Source organism: Marinobacter sp. BW6 (genome assembly GCF_008107725.1).
Classification (GTDB): Bacteria; Pseudomonadota; Gammaproteobacteria; order Pseudomonadales; family Oleiphilaceae; genus Marinobacter.
The window spans coordinates 573241-592550 of sequence record NZ_VIRN01000061.1 but is presented as its reverse complement, the minus strand read 5'-3'; the positions used below and the strand labels follow the sequence as shown (position 1 = coordinate 592550).

18 protein-coding genes and 1 pseudogene are annotated in these 19310 nt (G+C 49.4%); 11 read left to right on the top strand and 8 right to left on the bottom strand.

The features are described 5' to 3' along the window. Window positions 1–121: 121 nt before the first annotated feature. From ispA to FMN52_RS08440, 3 genes are read right to left on the bottom strand one after another with little or no spacing between them, the layout of a single operon-like run. Complete coding sequence (ispA, locus tag FMN52_RS08450) at window positions 122–1018, bottom strand: (2E,6E)-farnesyl diphosphate synthase (RefSeq protein ID WP_148608208.1); 897 nt, start codon at window positions 1016–1018, stop codon at window positions 122–124. Beyond that, entirely contained in the window at window positions 1018–1272 is a 255-nt protein-coding gene (locus FMN52_RS08445) for an exodeoxyribonuclease VII small subunit (protein WP_008176478.1), read from the bottom strand. The genes ispA and FMN52_RS08445 overlap by 1 nt, the downstream gene beginning before the upstream one ends. A gap of 55 nt (window positions 1273–1327) precedes the next feature. Then, window positions 1328–2101: an NRDE family protein gene (locus FMN52_RS08440; protein WP_148608207.1), complete on the bottom strand. Its 774-nt coding sequence runs from the start codon at window positions 2099–2101 to the stop codon at window positions 1328–1330. Window positions 2102–2190: 89 nt separating this feature from the next. Here FMN52_RS08440 and FMN52_RS08435 point away from each other — a divergent pair, with 89 nt between their 5' ends. From FMN52_RS08435 to FMN52_RS08395, 9 genes are all read left to right on the top strand, one after another. Next, on the top strand, window positions 2191–2988 hold the full coding sequence (locus FMN52_RS08435) for a sulfite exporter TauE/SafE family protein (RefSeq protein ID WP_148608206.1): 798 nt from the start codon (window positions 2191–2193) through the stop codon (window positions 2986–2988). A gap of 10 nt (window positions 2989–2998) precedes the next feature. Continuing rightward, window positions 2999–3787 (top strand): prolipoprotein diacylglyceryl transferase, encoded by a 789-nt coding sequence (gene lgt / locus FMN52_RS08430; RefSeq protein ID WP_148608205.1) that lies wholly within the window; start codon window positions 2999–3001, stop codon window positions 3785–3787. Further along, window positions 3784–4383 carry a thymidylate synthase gene (gene thyA, locus FMN52_RS08425; RefSeq protein ID WP_275898174.1) on the top strand — a complete coding sequence of 200 codons (600 nt, stop codon included), beginning with the start codon at window positions 3784–3786 and terminating at the stop codon, window positions 4381–4383. Before lgt ends, thyA begins: the two co-directional genes overlap by 4 nt. An 85-nt stretch (window positions 4384–4468) precedes the next feature. Beyond that, the gene (locus FMN52_RS08420) at window positions 4469–5686 is read left to right on the top strand and encodes a site-specific integrase (RefSeq protein WP_148608204.1); all 1218 of its coding nucleotides are present in this window, start codon (window positions 4469–4471) and stop codon (window positions 5684–5686) included. Next, the gene (locus tag FMN52_RS08415; protein ID WP_148608203.1) at window positions 5686–8106 is read left to right on the top strand and encodes a site-specific integrase; all 2421 of its coding nucleotides are present in this window, start codon (window positions 5686–5688) and stop codon (window positions 8104–8106) included. The genes FMN52_RS08420 and FMN52_RS08415 overlap by 1 nt, the downstream gene beginning before the upstream one ends. Before the next feature lie 2 nt (window positions 8107–8108). Continuing rightward, the gene (locus FMN52_RS08410; RefSeq protein ID WP_162525029.1) at window positions 8109–10175 is read left to right on the top strand and encodes a site-specific integrase; all 2067 of its coding nucleotides are present in this window, start codon (window positions 8109–8111) and stop codon (window positions 10173–10175) included. Then, on the top strand, window positions 10176–10667 hold the full coding sequence (locus tag FMN52_RS08405) for a hypothetical protein (RefSeq protein ID WP_148608201.1): 492 nt from the start codon (window positions 10176–10178) through the stop codon (window positions 10665–10667). Beyond that, window positions 10664–11515 carry a thymidylate synthase gene (locus FMN52_RS08400; protein ID WP_148608200.1) on the top strand — a complete coding sequence of 284 codons (852 nt, stop codon included), beginning with the start codon at window positions 10664–10666 and terminating at the stop codon, window positions 11513–11515. Before FMN52_RS08405 ends, FMN52_RS08400 begins: the two co-directional genes overlap by 4 nt. A gap of 83 nt (window positions 11516–11598) precedes the next feature. Then, the gene (locus FMN52_RS08395) at window positions 11599–12432 is read left to right on the top strand and encodes a DUF2971 domain-containing protein (protein WP_148608199.1); all 834 of its coding nucleotides are present in this window, start codon (window positions 11599–11601) and stop codon (window positions 12430–12432) included. Window positions 12433–12714: 282 nt separating this feature from the next. Here the strand turns inward: FMN52_RS08395 and FMN52_RS08390 are convergent, their stop codons facing one another. The 5 genes and pseudogenes from FMN52_RS08390 to FMN52_RS20100 form a co-directional block, all read right to left on the bottom strand. After that, complete coding sequence (locus tag FMN52_RS08390; RefSeq protein WP_148608198.1) at window positions 12715–13008, bottom strand: nucleotidyltransferase family protein; 294 nt, start codon at window positions 13006–13008, stop codon at window positions 12715–12717. A 55-nt stretch (window positions 13009–13063) separates the two neighbouring features. After that, window positions 13064–13198: pseudogene (locus tag FMN52_RS08385) on the bottom strand (transposase domain-containing protein); the annotation flags it as partial. Window positions 13199–14173: 975 nt separating this feature from the next. Beyond that, entirely contained in the window at window positions 14174–14842 is a 669-nt protein-coding gene (locus FMN52_RS08380) for a helix-turn-helix domain-containing protein (protein ID WP_148608197.1), read from the bottom strand. A gap of 151 nt (window positions 14843–14993) precedes the next feature. After that, a complete protein-coding gene (locus FMN52_RS19995) occupies window positions 14994–15374 on the bottom strand; it encodes an HNH endonuclease family protein (RefSeq protein WP_275898176.1) in 381 nt (126 codons plus the stop codon). 676 nt (window positions 15375–16050) lie between these two features. Further along, entirely contained in the window at window positions 16051–16185 is a 135-nt protein-coding gene (locus tag FMN52_RS20100) for a hypothetical protein (protein ID WP_275898173.1), read from the bottom strand. Window positions 16186–16753: 568 nt separating this feature from the next. Between FMN52_RS20100 and FMN52_RS08370 the strand changes: the two genes are divergently transcribed. Together FMN52_RS08370 and FMN52_RS08365 are read left to right on the top strand one after the other, a co-directional pair. Next, a complete protein-coding gene (locus tag FMN52_RS08370) occupies window positions 16754–17797 on the top strand; it encodes a nucleoid-associated protein (protein WP_148608195.1) in 1044 nt (347 codons plus the stop codon). Beyond that, a complete protein-coding gene (locus FMN52_RS08365) occupies window positions 17794–19299 on the top strand; it encodes a hypothetical protein (protein ID WP_148608194.1) in 1506 nt (501 codons plus the stop codon). Before FMN52_RS08370 ends, FMN52_RS08365 begins: the two co-directional genes overlap by 4 nt. Window positions 19300–19310 lie beyond the last annotated feature (11 nt).

Genomic DNA, 19310 nt, shown 5'->3' with positions numbered 1-19310 from the left:
TTTTCCGGTACGTTCACTAACTGACTGGCATTATAAGGGAACAGGGGAAGCTGTTTCACACAAAGCGGGCCAGTTGTTACGAAAATATTTACGCCAGTGTGCGCCTTCGGGGCGCCGGGGTTCAATGGGTTCTTGCCACCACGTAATCGGCCATTGCCCGCAGAGGATCGGCTTCGCGGCCGAAATCCCGCAGGCTTTGCTGGGCCTGTTCAAGCAGATCCGACAGGTGCTCCCGGGCGCCGGCCACGCCAAGCAGGGCGGGGTAGGTGGGCTTGGCGCGGGCGGCATCCGAGCCCTGGGGCTTGCCAATGACCGTGGTGTCCCCTTCTATATCCAGCAGGTCATCCTGAACCTGAAACGCCAGTCCCAGTGCCTTGGCATACCGTGTCAGGGAAGACAGGGCCTGTTCGCTGACCGAGGGCGCGGTCAGGGCGCCAATCCGCACGCTGGTCTCGATCAGGGCGCCAGTCTTGTGCCGGTGCATGGTCTCAAGCTGGGCCAGCGTTAGGGTTTTGCCCACCGACTCAAGATCAATGGCCTGGCCACCAACCATTCCGCCGTGGCCACTGGCCCGAGCCAGTTCCCTGACCATCATCAGACGGACGGATTCTGACATTCCCGGTGCTTCGGCAAGCCAGCCGAATGCCAGGGCCTGCAGGGCGTCTCCAGCCAGGATGGCGGTGGCTTCGTCGAAGGCGATGTGGGTGGTGGGCCGACCGCGGCGCAATTCGTCGTCGTCCATGGCCGGCAGGTCATCGTGGATCAGCGAATAGGCGTGGATCAGTTCCACCGCGCAGGCCGGAATCAGGGCCTCTTCACCGGTTTGTCCCAGTGCCTTTGCCGACGCAAGACACAGCGCCGGCCGGATTCGCTTGCCGCCGCCCAGGACGCTGTAGCGCATGGCTTCCTGTAGCCGGCCGGAGGCCGAATCACGTGCAATGCACCGGTCCAGTTCCGCATCGACGCGGGCCCGGCAGGTTTCCAGAAAATCAGCGGCAAGCGGGTTCGGTCCGGACATCAGTCAGCATCATCCGGTGAAAAGGGGCGGGTTTCCAGGGTGCCGTCACTGTTCTGTACCAGTTGTTCGACCCGCTGTTCTGCGCTCTTCAGCGCCTGCTGACATTCACGAGTCAGCTTTACACCCCGCTCAAACGCCGTCAGGGACTGTTCGAGAGACAGCTCACCCTGTTCCAGATCGCGAACCAGCTTTTCCAGTTCATCAAGAGATTTCTCAAAATCGGCTATCGATGTGGCGCCTTGTTCACCGGCCATCAGGGGCCCTCCGATCGGGTGGCAGAATTTCGCGGATTATATCAGAGCCTGATCGCTATCGCTGCCAATGGAAGTGACGGCGTTCGCGGGCTTCGGCGTCCGGGCCCCAGCTCTGTTCGGTTACCTCTATTTCCCCGTTGACAGACACGGTCACCACGGTGGTTGCCCGGGTGCCATAATCCGAGCCGACGATAAAGGGCGACGACAGGAAGCGCTCGGTCTCCAGCCCAACGCCAGTGTCCGGCAGCAGATGGTCCGGTGCCGGCGTACTGTCCTGGAGCAGAGGGATCAGCTCGTTGTGCAGCTTTTCTGCGTTGTGTCCGGCGGCGGCAATGGTATCCCCTGCGGCCTGTCGCAGGCGCAGAAGTTTGGGCCAGGGAGTCTGCAAAAGGTGGTTGCTCAGGCCGTAGACCCCACGGTGGATTTGCCGGCCGGGATGGGCATCCCGGTTGCTGAAATACCAACCGTCGCCTGTGGTCAGATGAACGAGGTTGAAGCCGGAGAACTGATCGGCGGCGTTGAGCAGATAGCTCTCAAGATGCTCCCGAGAATCGGTGAGAGCCCGCAAAGGCAATTCCCCTCGGCTGATTCGACCGGTTTCCGGTGAGCCTTCGCGCACATTGGTCACAGCGCTAACCTCGCCGCGGGCATTTACCGCAAGCCAGGTGCCTCCGGAGAGCAGGTCGCGGCCGGCAAGCACCTGCGTTCCGGATTCCGTGGTCCACCAGTCCATAGCGTCCGTTGGGCGACGGAAGAATTCATCGCGATTGGCGGCAACAACCAGCGGGAAATGAGGGTTCTGATTAACGGAGAAGACAATCAGGCACATGTTGAAGGATGGTGCTCCCGCAGTTAATGAAGTTGACTCTTGCGCTGTGTATCATACCAGCCTTGGTTTTCCCGGGTGCGTCTCAAACTATGACCCTGTTTTATGTAATAGCATCGTATCTGGCCCTCGGCGCCCTGGCAGGCACCGTGGCGGGCCTGTTCGGTATTGGTGGCGGGCTGATTATTGTGCCTGTGCTGATGTTCAGTTTTGGCCTGCAGGGAATCAATCCGGAGATTATTCCCCATTTGGCGGTTGGTACCTCGCTGGCGACCATTGTGTTCACCTCGGTCAGCTCCATCCGTTCTCATAACAAGCATGGCGCAGTGCGCTGGGATCTTTTCCGGCCCATGACTGCGGGGATTGTTGCCGGGGCACTGGTCGGCGCCTGGACGGCGTCCCTGATGAGCGGTCGTGCCCTGGAACTGGTGATCGGTATTTTCGTTATCCTGGTGGGCCTGAAGATGTTTTTCCAGGTCGATCCCAAGCCAGGCCGTGATGTTCCTGGGGGCGCCGGTCTGGGCGTCGCCGGTGGCGGTATCGGCTGGGCCTCGGCAATTTTCGGCATCGGCGGGGGAACGCTCACGGTCCCCTATCTGAGCTGGTGCAACGTGCGGATGCAGCAGGCGGTGGGAACATCGGCCGCATGTGGGCTGCCTATCGCCGTTGCGGGTGCGCTGGGGAACATCTGGACAGGGTGGGATAATCCCGCGTTGCCAGAACTGAGCGCCGGCTTTATTTATCTGCCGGCCCTGATCGGTATTATTCTGACCAGCGTTTTCTTTGCCCGGATTGGCGCGAATCTGGCCCATCGGCTGAACGCCCGTGTTCTCAAGCGTACTTTCTCCATCATGCTTCTGCTGGTGGGGCTCCGTTTTCTCCTGAGCTGAGAGGTAGTTGATGCTGCAGCACCCCCAGATTGACCCGGTGGCCATCGCCATCGGTCCCCTCAAGATCCACTGGTACGGTCTGACCTATCTGTTCGGCTTTTTAGCCGGCTGGTGGCTTGGGCGCATTCGCACCCGCAAGCCCTGGTCGCCTATTAACGAAGAGCAGATGGGTGACCTTCTGTTTTACCTGGCCCTGGGGGTCATTCTGGGCGGCCGCTTTGGCTATGTCCTGTTCTACAACTTTGATGCCTTCCTGGCTGACCCGCTTTGGCTGCTCCGGGTCTGGGAAGGTGGCATGTCCTTCCACGGCGGTCTGCTGGGCGTGATGTTTGCCATGTGGTGGTACGGCCGCAAAGTGGGCAGTGGTTTCTGGCGTATGGCCGATTTTGTGGCGCCACTGGTGCCGCTGGGTCTTGGCGCAGGGCGGATCGGAAACTTTATCAACGGAGAGCTGTGGGGCAAGCCCACGGACGTTGCCTGGGGCATGGTGTTCCGCACTGCGCCGGATTCGCTCGCCCGGCACCCCTCTCAGCTGTACCAGTTTGCCCTGGAGGGCGTCGCCCTGTTCGTGATCCTGTGGTGGTTCTCATCCAGGCAGCGGCCGACCATGGCAGTGTCCGGTCTGTTCCTGGTCTGCTACGGCGTGTTCCGGTTCCTGGTGGAATTCGTGCGCCAGCCAGATCCCCAGCTGGGCTATCTTGCTTTTGACTGGCTTACCATGGGGCAGGTACTTTCCTTCCCGATGATCGTTGCCGGCGCCGCCCTGATGTTTATTGCCTACCGGAGACAAGCCCAATGAAAGCCTATCTGGACCTGATGCAAGACGTTGTTGATAACGGATTCGACAAGGGCGACCGTACCGGCGTTGGTACCCGGTCGGTATTCGGCCGCCAGATCCGGTTCAACCTGCAGGAAGGCTTTCCCCTGGTGACAACCAAGAAGGTTCACCTGCGCAGCATCATTTACGAACTGCTCTGGTTTCTCCGGGGCTCCACCGATAATACCTGGCTGCAGGAGCGCAAGGTCTCGATCTGGAACGAGTGGGCACTGGAAAATGGTGATCTAGGGCCTATCTACGGCAAGCAGTGGCGCAGCTGGCATTGCCCGAATGGCGAGGTGGTCGACCAGATCAGCGAGGTGATCGAGCAGATCCGCACGAAGCCCAATTCCCGTCGTCTGATTGTCTCTGCCTGGAACCCGGCAGAGCTGCCGGACGAATCCATTGGTCCTCAGGACAATGTTCGCGAGGGCCGCATGGCGCTGGCGCCCTGCCACTGCCTGTTCCAGTTCTACGTGGTTGACGGAAAGCTTTCCTGCCAGCTTTACCAGCGCAGCGCCGACCTGTTCCTTTTATCGGAAGCCAACAAAAGTGCACAGTACGCCATGATTGCGTAGCGAAAGAAAACTTTCCTTCATTTTATTTTCGACAGTTGTAATTTGCACAACGCGTAACTATAATATCTCTTAATAGGAGATATTTATGGATATACGTGTTGTTCAAAAATCACTTTTGACTGAAAGCCTAATCGAGAATGTGGAGGTTGGATCGCAATCAGTCTCCGGCGGTCTGGTTTTTGATGATCAAGAAAAGGTTGTTCAGTATGCGTCGGAGTGGCTAACAACTCTCACTGACTTACAAGTTATTGGATATAAGTCAGCTCAAACGTATGCCCGAAATATTTCATACTTCATTGAGTTTCTGAGCCTCAGGGCAGAAAACGAAGGTTTGACTACTGATGAGATGCTTCTTCGAGTTACTTTGAGTGTGCTTGAAGACTGGATTATTCACCTGCTAGAGAGCGAATGTCTTGATCGATCAACAGTGCGAAACCGAGAGGGCTCTCTTCGTTCTTTTTATGACTTTCTTAGCAGTGGTGACTATAGAGATGCCGTTCTCGAAGCAAGCCCATTCCCTAAAAAGTTTATCAGCGCTAAACCTCACCAGAAGCAAGTTGTAAGTGCAAGCTTGAGTGATCTTGTGGCTGTGATGAACCAGTCTCCGTACGAGCGAGAGCGCTTACTCTTCCAGTTTATGTATGACTCTGGCGTCAGAATAAGTGAAGTCCAGCGCGTCACTTACCGCGATATTCAAGAAGCTATTAATTTTAGTGATTCGGAGTTTGTCTCTTCCAAGAATATTGATGTGCCGGTACAGCCAGGCTACGCCCCAATTCTAATTCGCGGATCAAAAGGGCGCGGCAATTCAATTAAGGAGCGATTCGCGGTCATTACAACTCCAACATTGAAACGGATCGCTTCGTATCACGCTTCACCACTTTATAGGCGCTATCAAGCGAGATTCCAAAATCGAAACGATTGCCCAGCCTTCCTGAACTCAGAAGGTAATGCCTACAACGAAAGTACGCTAAGCAAGATGATTGAGCGGCGGTCAAACGCAGCGATCAAAAAGAACCTTGTCTCCAAAAAGATTCACGCACACTTGTTTAGACACGGGTCAGCCTACCTAACGTTGAAAGACCCCAACCTGGGAGAAGATGCTCTAGAGCGCTTAGTGAATGTTCAAAAAACACTAGGCCACGCATTTATATCAACGTCCGAGCGTTACACCAGCATTCCACACGACATCTACGACTCAATGGCGGACTCAAGCTCCGGTAGGCTTAGATCGAAAATAGAAAAAATGCAGGAGGTTGTTGAGAGAACCAAGCTTCGGATTAAGTTAGGAGACGATAAGTAATGCCAAGAATGAAGTCTATCGATTATCTAGACAAGGTCCGGAGATGGCTCGACGACGCCTCCCAAAATCGCGAGATGCTCTACAGTCTAAAGCTGACCGATAAATATACGGATGCTCCCATTATCAGTGTGGAGAAGTTCCTAAAAATGCTTGGGCTGCCCCCCTCCGGTCGATCCATTCTTCGGGAGCACTGCAAGGTTGAGTTAGAGCAGATGACCGAGCTGATGCGGTCGGAAGGACTGATTAAACCGAACATCTCAGCAAACAACCTTAACTTGATCAATAGCTTAAAGAATCTGCTCCGGCGGATGGAAGCCGATCCAACCCTGCTTGAACGAGTTCAGATTTACAGGAATTCAGTCCAAGCTAGCCGACTCATCCATGCATTTCCAGAACATGAACTTAGTTTATCCATCGCCTATCCAAGGGGCAAAGAAGCTGCCGACTATTTCAAGAATGTTTTTGCGGTTAGGGTGATGGAGCTTCTCAAAGATTCAGGTACCTACGTCTATACGGACAACAAGCCTGCTGCTGAACCTGAGCCTTTTGATCGTCTTGAAACTTTCATAGCGAAGTTCATGGAGGCCAGAGATTGTTCGAACGTGTCATCGTTGTCTGGATTCGAAGGCCTCTTAAAAGAGCCCTTCGATGTTATCTACTATTTGTGTGCGTTGGGATCGCGAACGGTATCTGGAGCGTCTTCGATTGGCAATTTCAGCGCGACATATCAACACCTAAAGGCATTTTTAAGTTCACAAGGTTTTCTTGGGACTGAGTCAGTCCACATAGCGCTAGATGAGTATGTTTCGCTTAAGTTTCGTGCCTACTTGGAAGACTATGTAGCTACCGGTGAACTCTCGCCTAGCTATGCATCAACGATGTTGTCTTGCTTCCAACTCTCATTAGACCGGCTCTCCGAACTCGATGGTGGACGTGATTTCAGTTACATCAAAGCGTCTGGGTTCGATCTGCGTGGACGAACAACCGATACTTACAAGCCCTATCCTAAAGCACATCGCGACATTGTCGCAGACGTTCTCAACAAGGAAATTCAACGCGTATGGGATCGTCACTCAACTCCTTATGTGAAGACTACAACGGGTTGCACTTTCGTCAAACAAATAGCGGGTGGTGTTCGAATAGACGGTGAGCTGTGTACTGAGCAAAATCTGCGTTGGTTTTTCGATCAAAAGCTTGGAGCTGAACGGTTCACGTTCAACGATTTATCAAGCGTCAAAGGAGTTGCTAATGATGCTCTGTTCTACAAGGCGCTCCAAAAGTACCGACAACGGCATTCGGGAGCGCATTCTCGCCTAGAGGATCTCTATGAAGCTTGGGGAGTGCCGAGGGATGTCTATCGGGAAGAATTGTTCCCGTTTTATATGAGGCTGCTACAAGTAACCGGAATGAATCCGATATCCGCTCTGGATCTCGATATTGATGCTTTTGAGTCTGAGCACCCTGCCACATTAAGGCCATGCCTTCGCTATTGGAAAGCCCGTAGTACGGGAGCAAAAGATCTGCACCTGGACATCTTCAACTCCGAAATTACTTGGCTGTCAAAGTCCCAAGCGAGGGAGGTTTCGGACATCGTTGATAAGGTAAAAGCGCTTACTGAAAGCGTCCGATCTCGCCTTCCAGATGATCATAAATTCAAGAATTTACTTTTCATTGCTGCCGGGAAACCGCCAAAAGGATATGGGCAGGTGAAGCGGTTGTACGAGAGCGGTTACGAAAGAATCAGGGCACATTTTGAAAATCGATATCTTGATGAGCTGATCGATGTTGATACCGGCGAAGTGATCACGTTGGTCGGCACTCGGTTTAGGTCCTCCATTGTCAGCGCGATGATTGAAGCTGGGGTTTCAATACGTGAAATTCAGCTGATGCTGGGGCATGGATCCATCACGACGACGCTGTCCTACTTGGATAGAATGGATTTCAATCAACAGGCCCGAGCGAAGATACAGGAGAAGCTCCAAAGCATCTATGACAACGCCTGGGTGCCGAAAGAGCCAGAGAATGTTCCTCGCGAAGAACAGTATCGGGGCGAGATTATCTTCAAAACCCCCCTCGGGGGCTGCGCGAATATCTTTAACCCGCCGGATTTCATCAAGAATTCAAAGAGCTATGACGGCGGCGCTTGCTCGAATTTCAATAAGTGCTTGAGTTGCGAAAACGTGATTATCACTCGCGCCCACCTGCCCGATCTTTTTGCCCTGCTCAGGGACTATCAGACAGCATGGCAGCACGGAACGGTCGCTGCCACACCGTATGGCACTGTGATTCGAGAAAATATCGAAATTCTTGAGTCAATTCTTGGAGACGAGTCTGAATTCGATAAGACCGAACTTGAAGAGGCGCAGCGACTTGCTCGATATATTGATTCAACAGTGAAGATTGATGGAGTTGCAGTATGAGGGTGGAAGCGATTCTGGACAGCATCAAGAAGTATAAGCAGTTATCTACAACGCTTGTCCGGTTGTATTTGAATGAGCATTTAGACAACCAGAAAGCTGATGCGGCAGCGCTAAGCTCCCTTCGCGAGATCATGAGCTTGAGGATTTCAAGTGCGTCTCTATTTGGAGACAGTACTTGGTATTTTCCAGAAGCTAGGGCAAAAGCAGCAAAGACGCTGGCATTAACACGATTTACGATTGATTTTGACAGCTATGAAAGCATCCCACAGCCAATAATCTTTCAAGTTAAGCTTGTGATTCTTATGGCGACGCTGCTCCCTCAATCTGAGTTTTTTTTAGGGAAGACGAAGTCGAACAAACCCCTGAAAATACAAACGATCATGCCGACTTTCAGGTCGTGGCTCTCATTCATGGATCATGTGTTTTTACACATGATCCATGAATTTACCAGTGATGTTGTCAACGATAATTTTCAATCGTTGGAAGCACTGAAAAGGTCTCATTTTGTTGAGTTCTCTGAGGGCTTTCAGACGTCTACCGGTGTAGCGAAGCGGATTGAAAGAGTGCCCGCTTTTTTCCAATCAAAGCGAGTGCATGAGCTACTGTTCTCCACGCATTTATCCTTCCCAAAACTGCGTCAGACGAAAGCCATCGTAACGGACTCTATAAAAGACGATCGCGAGAAGGTTTTATCTGATCTTGTGTTTGAAAAAGCTTCAGCAATCTCCGGATACATTATCGCCGACTTTCTCACCAAACTCGGTGTCGAGGTTGGTGATAAAAAATCGACCGACCTTATGCGCGATTTCCCGTTTGATTTAGGGTCGGTAAAGCTCGCGGACATTGATTGGGCAATCTTGGATACCTACACGGCAATGAGACTGTCGAAGAAGCACTACCCGTTTGACGCGACTTTACATCACATCGATCCTTCTAATTTGCTGACTAAAAATCATAAAGATCATAACTACGCTGACGCCCTACGTGAGTACTTTTCTGAGAGCAGCGCCAATATTGAGACGATTGGAGAGCTACATAGTTACCTAAACCTAGTTTACAGATCTGCGGCCTATATGATTGGCCAATACACTGGAATGCGGCCCTCTGAGCTTATAGAGGTGCGACTGGACACGAACATGGAAGAATCCTTCGGTGTCCCTTGTATTGTCTCAACCGTTCGTAAGCATCAAGGTTCGGAGCGAGCACTTTTTGACGATAAATGGGTATGTATTCCGGCAATGGTGGACGCTTTGAATGCAGCTCGAATTATCTCGCGTACTAGAGCAAACCCTTACCTCTTCTCGAAAGCGGAGACTGTACCCTTTGGTGAGGAGCCATCTCACCTCTCGCAAACCGGCATTAAGCATATCCTCCAAGAATATTTTAAACAGATCGTGCCCGACGAATATGATGCTGATTCGCTATATCCATATGTCCTGAGGCATACGCTTGCCTACCAACTTTTCAGAGCAGATCTGGGATTGCCATTCATTAGTCACCAACTGAAGCATTTTGGAAATCTTGTCGGCGCGTTTAGCGCGGCGTCGAACAAAGGGTTTTCAGAAGTCACTCTTGGTTATGGCGAGATCGGCGAAAAGCTCAGCGGCACGAGCAATACACGGAAGAGTCTTCGGCACAAAGCTGAAATTGACGCGGTTAAGGCAAGCTATGACCCTGACGCAAAGTATGCGGGAGAAAATGCAGAGAAACATTCGCAGAGAATGACCAAAATCTTTAGAGGTTATCAAGCTGCGGGTCATTCAAAAGAGGAGGTTTTCGAGGCAATGGCTATACAAGGAATGGCGATAACCAATGTTGGAACTGGGATGTGCTATGGCGGTAAGCAAGAGGATTTTGATGAATCCTTGCCGTGTATCGGTGGACTCAGGTGCAACCCAGTGCGCTGCAAAAACGCAGTGGTAACCCAGTCTCACATCCCGAAGTGGCGGGAAGTTTATACTGAAAATTTGAAGATCGTTGAACTCGGAGAGGGTGGCGCGGCATACAATCAAGCGTTGGAAGCGGTCAACGAGGCAAGAATGGTTTTGCGGTCGCTAGGGGCACTGTAAATGGCGGCGCAATCATTTGACGAAAAGAACGAACAGGACTTTGAAGATGTAACTGAACGCATCAATGAAGCACTGCTCAAAATGGCCTCCGATTCCGCCATTAAGACGACCGTTAGCAGCTTGGCGGAATTAGCGGGCGTGCACCGGAATACGATCCGCAATCGTGAATGGCCATTATCGAGAATACGGGAAATAAAGGCCCATAGAAAATTTGAAGCAGAAGAAAGGAAAAAGGGAGATTTCTCTTCTCCGAAACCAATAGATGTCCTCACTGACAGGCTTGAGAAGGCTCAGTTGGAAACTATGTATTGGTTCAAAAAACATAACGAAGTCATGAAGCTATATGAAGCCTCCAATGAAAGCATCAAATATCTCGCTAAAACCAGGGATGAATACAAGCGTCAAGTCGAAGCTTTGAAGAAAGACTTTGATGATTTGAAAGCTGAATACGAGCGAGTATGTGACCTGCTAAATACGGTGAGAGACAAATGAGACAATATTTAGATTTATGTCAGCGGATTATCGATGAAGGTGAATGGGTCAAGAATGAGCGCACTGGCAAGCGCTGCCTAACCGTTATTAACGCTGACATGGAATATGATGTCGGTGGCAATAAGTTCCCCTTGATTACGACTCGAAAAAGCTTTTGGAAGGGGGCCATCGCTGAGCTGCTTGGTTACTTGAGGGGCTACGACAGTGCTGCGCAGTTCCGAGCTATCGGTTGTAATACCTGGAACGCTAACGCAAACCAAAATGAAGCTTGGCTAAACAATCCAGCCCGAAAGGGCGAGGACGACATGGGGCGAGTGTACGGTGTCCAGGGTCGGAGCTGGATGACGCCTGATGGCAGGCACATTGACCAGCTGCAAAAAGTTGTCGATGACCTGTCCAAAGGGATCGATGACCGGGGAGAGATTGTTACGTTTTATAACCCTGGCGAGTTTCATCTCGGATGCTTGCGTCCCTGTATGCACACTCACAACTTTTCTCTTCTGGGAGATACCTTGTACCTAACGAGCACCCAGCGCTCTTGCGATGTGCCTCTGGGGCTTAACTTCAATCAGGTTCAGGTTTTCTGCCTATTAGCGCTCGTTGCCCAAATTACTGGCCACAAGCCGGGCAAGGCATTTCACAAGATCGTAAATGCGCACATTTATGAAGATCAGTTGGAGTTGATGCGTGATGTTCAGCTCAAGCGCGATCCCTACCCATCACCCCAGTTTCACATCAACCCAGACATCAAGACACTGAGAGATATCGAAACGTGGGTAACTGTGGATGATTTTGAGGTGACAGGCTATGAGCACCACGATCCCATCAAATACCCGTTCTCAGTTTAAAATTCTCTTGCTACGCACATGACTCAGATTGGCTGCTGAAATTTCACAAGAAGACTTCAAAGAAGGGCTCAAGGGACTGCATTATGGCGGCACAGATAACTCTGGAGCAGTTCGATAGAGATCATCCCCATCCGGGTAAAGCGGGGAAACAAAGCCTCTTTCATTTCCGTCGCGTTCTTGATGTCGAAGATTGGTTGCTGGAGCACCTATTTGTCGATGGAAAGCTTTATCACTCAGCACCAAGCAAACTTAACGATCCATTTGAGTGCAAGCCTCATTACAGGAAGCCTGATACCGAAGAAGAGTGGAAAGCGTTGCTTGTTCATATCTTTAAGGTGTTCCGGGAAAACGGCATGCGAGAGGAAGAAGCACGACGTAAGGTTGCGGAGAATCTTATTCATCCCGAAATCCTCTATCAGAGGCTTCATCAAAGCGGGATAGAAACGTTTGCCGAATTACGTATGTGCAGCTTTACCACGTCTAACGAGAATCTTTTGATGTGGTCTCATTATGGTGCTTCGCACACTGGAATTTGTGTCGAATTTGATGCATCAATCTGGCCCATTAGCGGGGCTCGAAAAGTAAAGTATCAGAATAGATACCCTCAGATGTCCTATCCACCAGTGGAGGATGAGCGAAACATGCAGGCTGCGCTAATAAAATCGCAAGCCTGGGAATACGAAGAAGAGTTTCGGCATATTTTTGCGCCGGGGGCTGACGAGTTTACCAGTGATGGTGACTCTATATCTTTGCATCCAGAAACCATCACGGGGCTTTATTTTGGTGCGGATGTAGGCTCGCAGCAGCGGCAGCGAATCATAAGCATGGTAAAGCGAGGACCGTTTAATCCCAGGTATTACCAGGGTGTCTTATCTTCATCCGAGTTCAGAATAGCGTTCGATGAGATGAAAATATGAGCAAAGAAATGGGGCAGGCCACGCTTACTTCGAAATAAGGGTGATGCCTGGTAATTATCGACTTATTAAAGTCAAACTAAGCCCAAGTTTTAGAGAACTGACTAGTCCGATACCTCTAAAGAAGGAAGGTAGAAATCACCTAATAATTTTGATCGTGTGCTTGTAACTACGGATGGCGGAAGGTTTCGCGTAAAAGAGGTAAGCGTCCGGCCATCACAGCCTGCAAATTTCAGTAATGATCTGATGGCTAGTCGGTGAACCTTAATTTTTAGAGTAGGTTTTTCAAACGGGTTTTGCTTCGCTGATTATGATCTCTCTGACGTTGACCGGAAGGTCTCCCGGCGTCACCAGATCGACCTTTACCTTTAATAGGGATTGAAGCTCATCCTGAAGGCCACCTAAATCAAATAAGGTTGTACTTGGTAATGGGTCCACCAATAGATCGAGATCGCTCGTATCGCAATCATCTCCACGAGCAACTGAGCCAAACACTCGGACATTAGTTACTGGGTAACGGTAGGTAATTTCTCGAATTTCTTTTCTATAGCGGCTATAGACCTGAGATGCGTTACCCATGCCAGTTCACCATGGACAGCAGTTTCCACTGCGATAATTCTTAGTTTTTGGTTTGTTATGTCTCGCCATTAATAGCCGACTTCCAGTTGTGGGGCAATAGCTCGTCGATGGCGCTGTTCTTCTGAGTCGGAAGGCGGGTCAGCACATCCTTCAGGTAGGCATAGGGATCATGGCCGTTCAGCTTGGCTGACCATGTTGGCGTTGAGACCGTTATCCAGTGAAATTCGGGAAACGGAGGCACCGGGCTCCAAACATTGGGCAACAATCTGGGATTTGAATTCCCGTGTTGGGCGACAATTAGGATGACCGGACAAGATAGTTGACGCCAGACATTCCCGGGAAAACCGGCGACGGCGTTGGTAGGGTTTGGTTACGCTTAAGTCGTTCTGTTCATGTTACGTGTCCACTAGAAAATAAGTGGACACTATCCTGACGGCGGCAGCGCCTGGCTCAAGATGGGATTACCGGCCGCTTACTAAAAGAGAGCGAGATAATTGGGAAAGAATAGGAACACCCGGCCCACACACCAAGGGCTATAAATGAAATCGCATCAGGAGTACCTAATAGCGCTGGCATCAAATCAATGAGGTGTGCCCGGTGAGGCGGGGCAAATTCACGGAACAACATAGAGGCCTACACGCAAGGTCTGACGATTTTACGTATAGTGGAATTCGCAAGCGAGAGTAAGTGGGTGGCGCAATGGCTCGACTCAGTGCAGTGGAAATCAGGCAGATTAAACAAGCCCAGGACGATGCTGATCGGCAGCGGTTAGCAGCCGCTACACCCGAGGACCTGAGGCAGGCGTGGGAGAAGCGAATGAAGCTATACCAGCAGCTATGGCCAAATAGACCCAAGCCCGGTACTCGGGAGTGGAAAGCCTGGCGGTGCGGTCAAGCGAAAAAATGCCCAAGCGGTCAGTGATTGACGGCTTGGGCATTATCCCACCTCTTACCCTTCAGTGCACTAAGGCGGTTCGGCTAATAAGGCAAGTCACCTAGTCGCCTAGCCATTATCGGCAGCATTAGCGCTCTCCAAAATGGCCTGATAGCGTCGTGGCAGCAAGGGGCTGATCACGAGGCTTTGCTCCATTGAGCAGCTCAGGCCTGTTGCGCTTTTTCGCATAGATGTGCGTTAAGGAGCACTTGGGCCTTGGGGTACAGATAACCTACCAAGACGCAGGATAATCCTCAACTCCAGAGACCTCGAACCCATGCTGCAAGAGGGATTGCCGGATCAAGAACGGAAGAGTGTTCGCATCGCTGGGAAAGTCCCGCAATGTTTCCGCCGCATACTGATCAATAAACTTAACAAGGTCATCAGTTGATAGGAGGTCCGGATGAATCTGAGATCCCCAGATCGCGTCAGAAACGTTGGACTCCAGCTCTTGTGAGCTGTGCTGAAAGTAGAGACGGCTTTGCAGTACGACGCGGAATCGATTGTTACCTTGATGATGCACGACGAGTTTGTGGATCGGGATTTTTTTCGTCAGTTTGCCGGATGACTCTCTCCTGGCGTCATGGAAGGCCTCAGCTAAGATGACTTTGCCCTCAACTCGATAGTACTTTTTTTCTCGGGTTTCGGGATCGATATTCCAATATACCCGGAATGAATTACGTCGGATTTTGTGTCCGTAGATTTCCAGCAAAGGCCTAACTTGTTGTTCGGTGGCCAGCTTTTGACCCTTATACCAGGCGCTGACAATTGATTGGTGGGTTCGACAGCGATCAGCGATATCCTTTTGGGTCCAGCCGTCATTGATTGCCATGCGTATTAGCTGCCGGGTTAGTTTGAATCCCTTTTTCTTGGCATTCTTTCCACTTTTCTTTGTTTCCATAACTCCTACCTGTACACGTGACCGCAGCCTACTGTGATCTTCATGAGAATTGCCTGTGTTGCTACTGCCCGATCACTCTCGGTTATTTTTCTCTACAGCTGCTTCGGGTTCCGCTTTTAATTATCGCCAGTGTATTAAAACTGGGAGGTGGTCACCTACGACGACATTGATCCAGAAATGTTAGTAACCATTTGGTTTCGGATTGCGATGGCTCCAGACCATACTTTTTAACGATGCGCGTAAATCTTGCGACATACCCGCATTGGCTAGATGGGGGTAACCAATCACTCGGGGGCTGAGCACCTTTGCTTCGATTTAGTCCTAGTTCGACGGGCCAGAGGTTGATCAGGTCGTTTGCAAATCTTTCTCTTTTGGCCTTTGCCCAACCTTTAGCTCCATGCTCCCAAGCCCATCTCAGTGGCACAACGTGATCAATGTCGATCTCGTTACTGTTCTGTATAGTTTTCCCTGTAAAAGGACTCACCCAGCGGCCTGCGATTACTCGACAGGCTTTATCTGTGGCAAAACGCACAGTTGTGCTTGAAGTGGCGACTAAAGCTTCAGCTCTACTGTCCTGACAGTCCCCATCAGCATCTTTCCAGCCATGTCCAAAAGCTGACCGGTCGTAGGTTTCAACGTCATTTATTGGAGACTGAGATGAGTCTGAAAGGACCAAGCTCTCAGGTAAGCGGCCATCACTGGCTAAGCATGCCTCAATGGATTGGAATGCGCGAAAGTTCGTCGTTCGATCGTAGTAAGAGCTTGCGGGGGGGTGGCAGATGCCGGCTGACGTTTTCTTTACGGTCTCTGAGGCCCCTGCACATAACCCAAAAGCCAGGGTGAGAGCCAGTAAAGAATACTGGAAATACCTCACGTAAAACTCCTTAGATACACGGAATCCTGAAAATCGACCGCATGCTACATGCCATGGCCAGCTGTGTCTCCGCGTAAGAGATGTCGCAATCGCTTTACAGCCATATCTGCTTACGGCCTTCACCTGGAACGCAGATAATGTGAGAGAGTTCTGTGATCAGGAAGATCGGGGCTCAGCGCCGGCAAGGATGCCTGGCAAACGCGACACCTGCCCAGTGGTGTGACGCCAGGGAGAGACTTGGTCTCGCTTTCCTGCCCATGGCAGCAGTTCTAATCTGGAGTTGATAAGAATTATGTCGTGGGAAGGCGGAGGTCATCACCCCCGCCCTCTATGTTTACTTGCCTTTCGCTTGATTGGGATTGATCTGCTTACCCCGGTTACCCTGATTCTGGTCGTACGTGATATTGGTTCCCGGAGTGCCCTTGTTTCCGTTTTTGATATCCGCTCGATGGTTGCTTTTCTTCGACATTGTCTTCTCCTGACTGTTGGTTGAATGTCAGGAGTTATCCTAGCAACTGTCCCTAAACCTGCTATTGATGCTTTGATGATAATATTTGATTTTCGATGATATATGAGATGATCCTCTTTTGGCTTGCTGCCTAGTGGCGAGCCACCGAAATCTTAGACGTTTGACAACTTGGTGGAATTCTCCTGTTTGAACCTCACGGGCAACAGCCCACCCCTGTTGCCGCGCAGACAAATGAGTCAAGGTGGCACTTGATGCCGTGAGAAACATCCTTCCGTGCTGTCACGCTAACCAGTCAGGTTTCCGTCTCGAAGACCGGGACCTCAGTTGCGAGAACAAGGCTTCGAGACCGGATTTTTCCAACTCTGGGTGGACTCATACAGGGGAGTTGGGTCACAACCCTGAGGTGCGTCAGACTGCTGCATAAATACAAACTCGACGCTCTGTCGTCATGTTAAGAGGCTTACGTTGGAGTGAATTTCTGGCATAAATAGCTAAATCGACCTTTCTTATGGCAGACTGCTGAAGGTAGCTAGCTGGCTGCGTCATAAATCCAAAAACAGGGAAAGGCATGGAAGAACTCAGTATTGACCAGTATTCGCTTCATCATTTAGATGTTCCTACCGAGACTGTGACAAGTGTATCTTTGGAAAAAGATCACAAAGATTTGGAGAGTTATGTCATTGATCTTGTGGGCGAAATACTAACATTGAAGCGCGGTCGTTTCTTCGAGTTCTCTTCTAACACAGAGGAGGTGCCTGCTCGGATTTTGAAAATGGGGAAAGATGATGAATGGACCAACCATGCGGACGTCGTCGCACAAAAGTTGATTCGAGAGGAGGTTGATCGCCAGAAGAAAGTTGAGGGCATTGCGGACATTCGGAAAGGCAGCTTGCTTCAAGTTCATGCACAACATAAGTCAGGATCTTTACTGCTCTTTATCAAAATTGACCATGAAAAAATTGTAGATGCTAATGCACTTGCGATTCGATCCGGTCTGCCGGTGAAGAAAGATCGCGTTCAGAAATCCTGTCTTGCAAGGTTTTCCCCAACCGAGGAGCTAGAGGATGTTATTGTTTCAGATAGCAACTCAGTAATTTCTGAATATTGGTGGAAAAACTTCCTATCGTGCAAAGAAACACAATCATCAAGCACGAACACCAAAAATTCTTACATCAACATCGATAATCTCCTAAAAAGAAAGATTAAAAAGAAATATCCGGCTGATTACCATTATTTGAAAAACGATCTTAATTCTTATTTTGCAAATAACGACGGTTTTGTTTTTCAGGAAGTTGTGGATTTATTTAACAACTACAAGCCTGAAAATAAAGATTTAGTAGGCGCGATGCCAGAGATCGTAAAGACGCTAGAGAATCTGCCAGAAGAAAAGAATTTTGATAGGCAGTTTGATCTTGATACTTCTGGAATAAAGTCAAAAATCCGGCACAATGTTGTTTTGGCAGAGAATTTTGAGCTTAGGCTTAATGGTGATGTGCCAAACCTTGACGATATTATAGATACGGGTTCAGATGATAAGGGTAAATACATTAAAATATACTCTGAGGCCGGTTACAGAGAGTTCTATAAGAAAGCAGAAGAAAGTGAAAAATGAGCCTTATAGATTTCTGTATTAAGAGCATCTCTAGATCTTACAAAATTATTTCTATAGAGGAAAATTTTTCCATATACGAAGCTAAGTTTTTGCTAAAAGATCATTATCTTTTAGCGGGAACTTCTAGTGACTTGGAAAAAATTTTTCGAGACCAACACAAATCCAAGGATCGGGTAGTTCTAAAATTCTCGGTTGGTGTCGAAGATCCAGTTTTTATTGATCCGCACGACGATAGATCGATATCGAGAAAATTGCAGGATGTTTCAGAGGGTTTGGAGCGTCTAGAAAATCATGAGGATTTTTCTCTAACAATCAGGATAGAGAAAGAGAACCAAGTTGTTGATGCTGAAAACACCTGTTCTATCTATTCTCGCGATAAGTTTTTTGAGTATCTGAACGGTTTGACGCTTCAGGAAGCACTTGAGAAGTGGGATAAATTTAAGGCTTTCGAAAGGGTTGTATTCCTAATATGGGACGATGTCACGGCCTTTCGTACGAGTAGCTTTCTCTTCATTTCCGCGTACCAACACCATAAGTCACTCTCAGATAGCTGGCTTTGTGAGCATTCTAATGCTATCAGAGAGAGTAGAGTTGAGAACAGAAATCGGTGTGCGCATTTCTCAAATGCTTATCTGATCGGATTGATACCAGAAGATTTTCGTTTGATAGTGGGTTCGGGCCTGGAACCCATTGATAACCATTTTAGGACCCTAACATCGGTTTTATTATTGGTTTTTTTATCTGATTTTTCAGTGATTGAAGGGCAACGGCTCCGCTACACTCTTAAGGGATATAAGACGTTCTCGTCCGATGTTCAAGTAGAAGCTTTCGCCTCCGTTTTTCAAAAAGAGCTTTACTCTATTTATCAATGGGTATATTCCGATGGAAATTTCATTGACAAGATTGGGCTCGCGCGTAATGTAATTACATTGCATTGTCCAGGTGACGACCTTTTGAACTTAGAAGAAGGTGCTGCACTATCAGTTCTTTCTGCATATGATATTTATCTTAAGGATAACGTTAAGCAGTATATAGAGGTAAAAAATAAGATATTAGATTTTGTGCATGCACAGTCTGACAAGTCAAAAGACCTCGTGACAGGGATGTTTTCAACTCTTAAGAGCACGTTTTGGTCTGTTATTACGTTTTTCATATCGATATTTCTTTTGAGAGTTTTAGTGCAAAAGAAAGAGTCTCAGCTTATGACTGAGGAGGTTTCGTACGTCGCTTTTGCGTTGATCGCAATCTCTTTCTTGTATTTGGCCGTTTCTGTGGTCGAGGTCAATAGAGATAAGCGAAGACTCCTGAAAAGATACGACGACATTAAAGCAAGATATACCGATATTCTTAGAATGGAAGATATTGAGAGAATTTTGGGTAAAACCGATCCAAAGAGATCGGAAGACCAGTTTATCTCTAAGCAGCGAAACTTATTCGTTCTTGCTTGGATCTCCTCAAACCTTGCACTGTTAATCCTCGTGTTTTTCCTTCGAGGTTTATAGGTAGCGCTTAC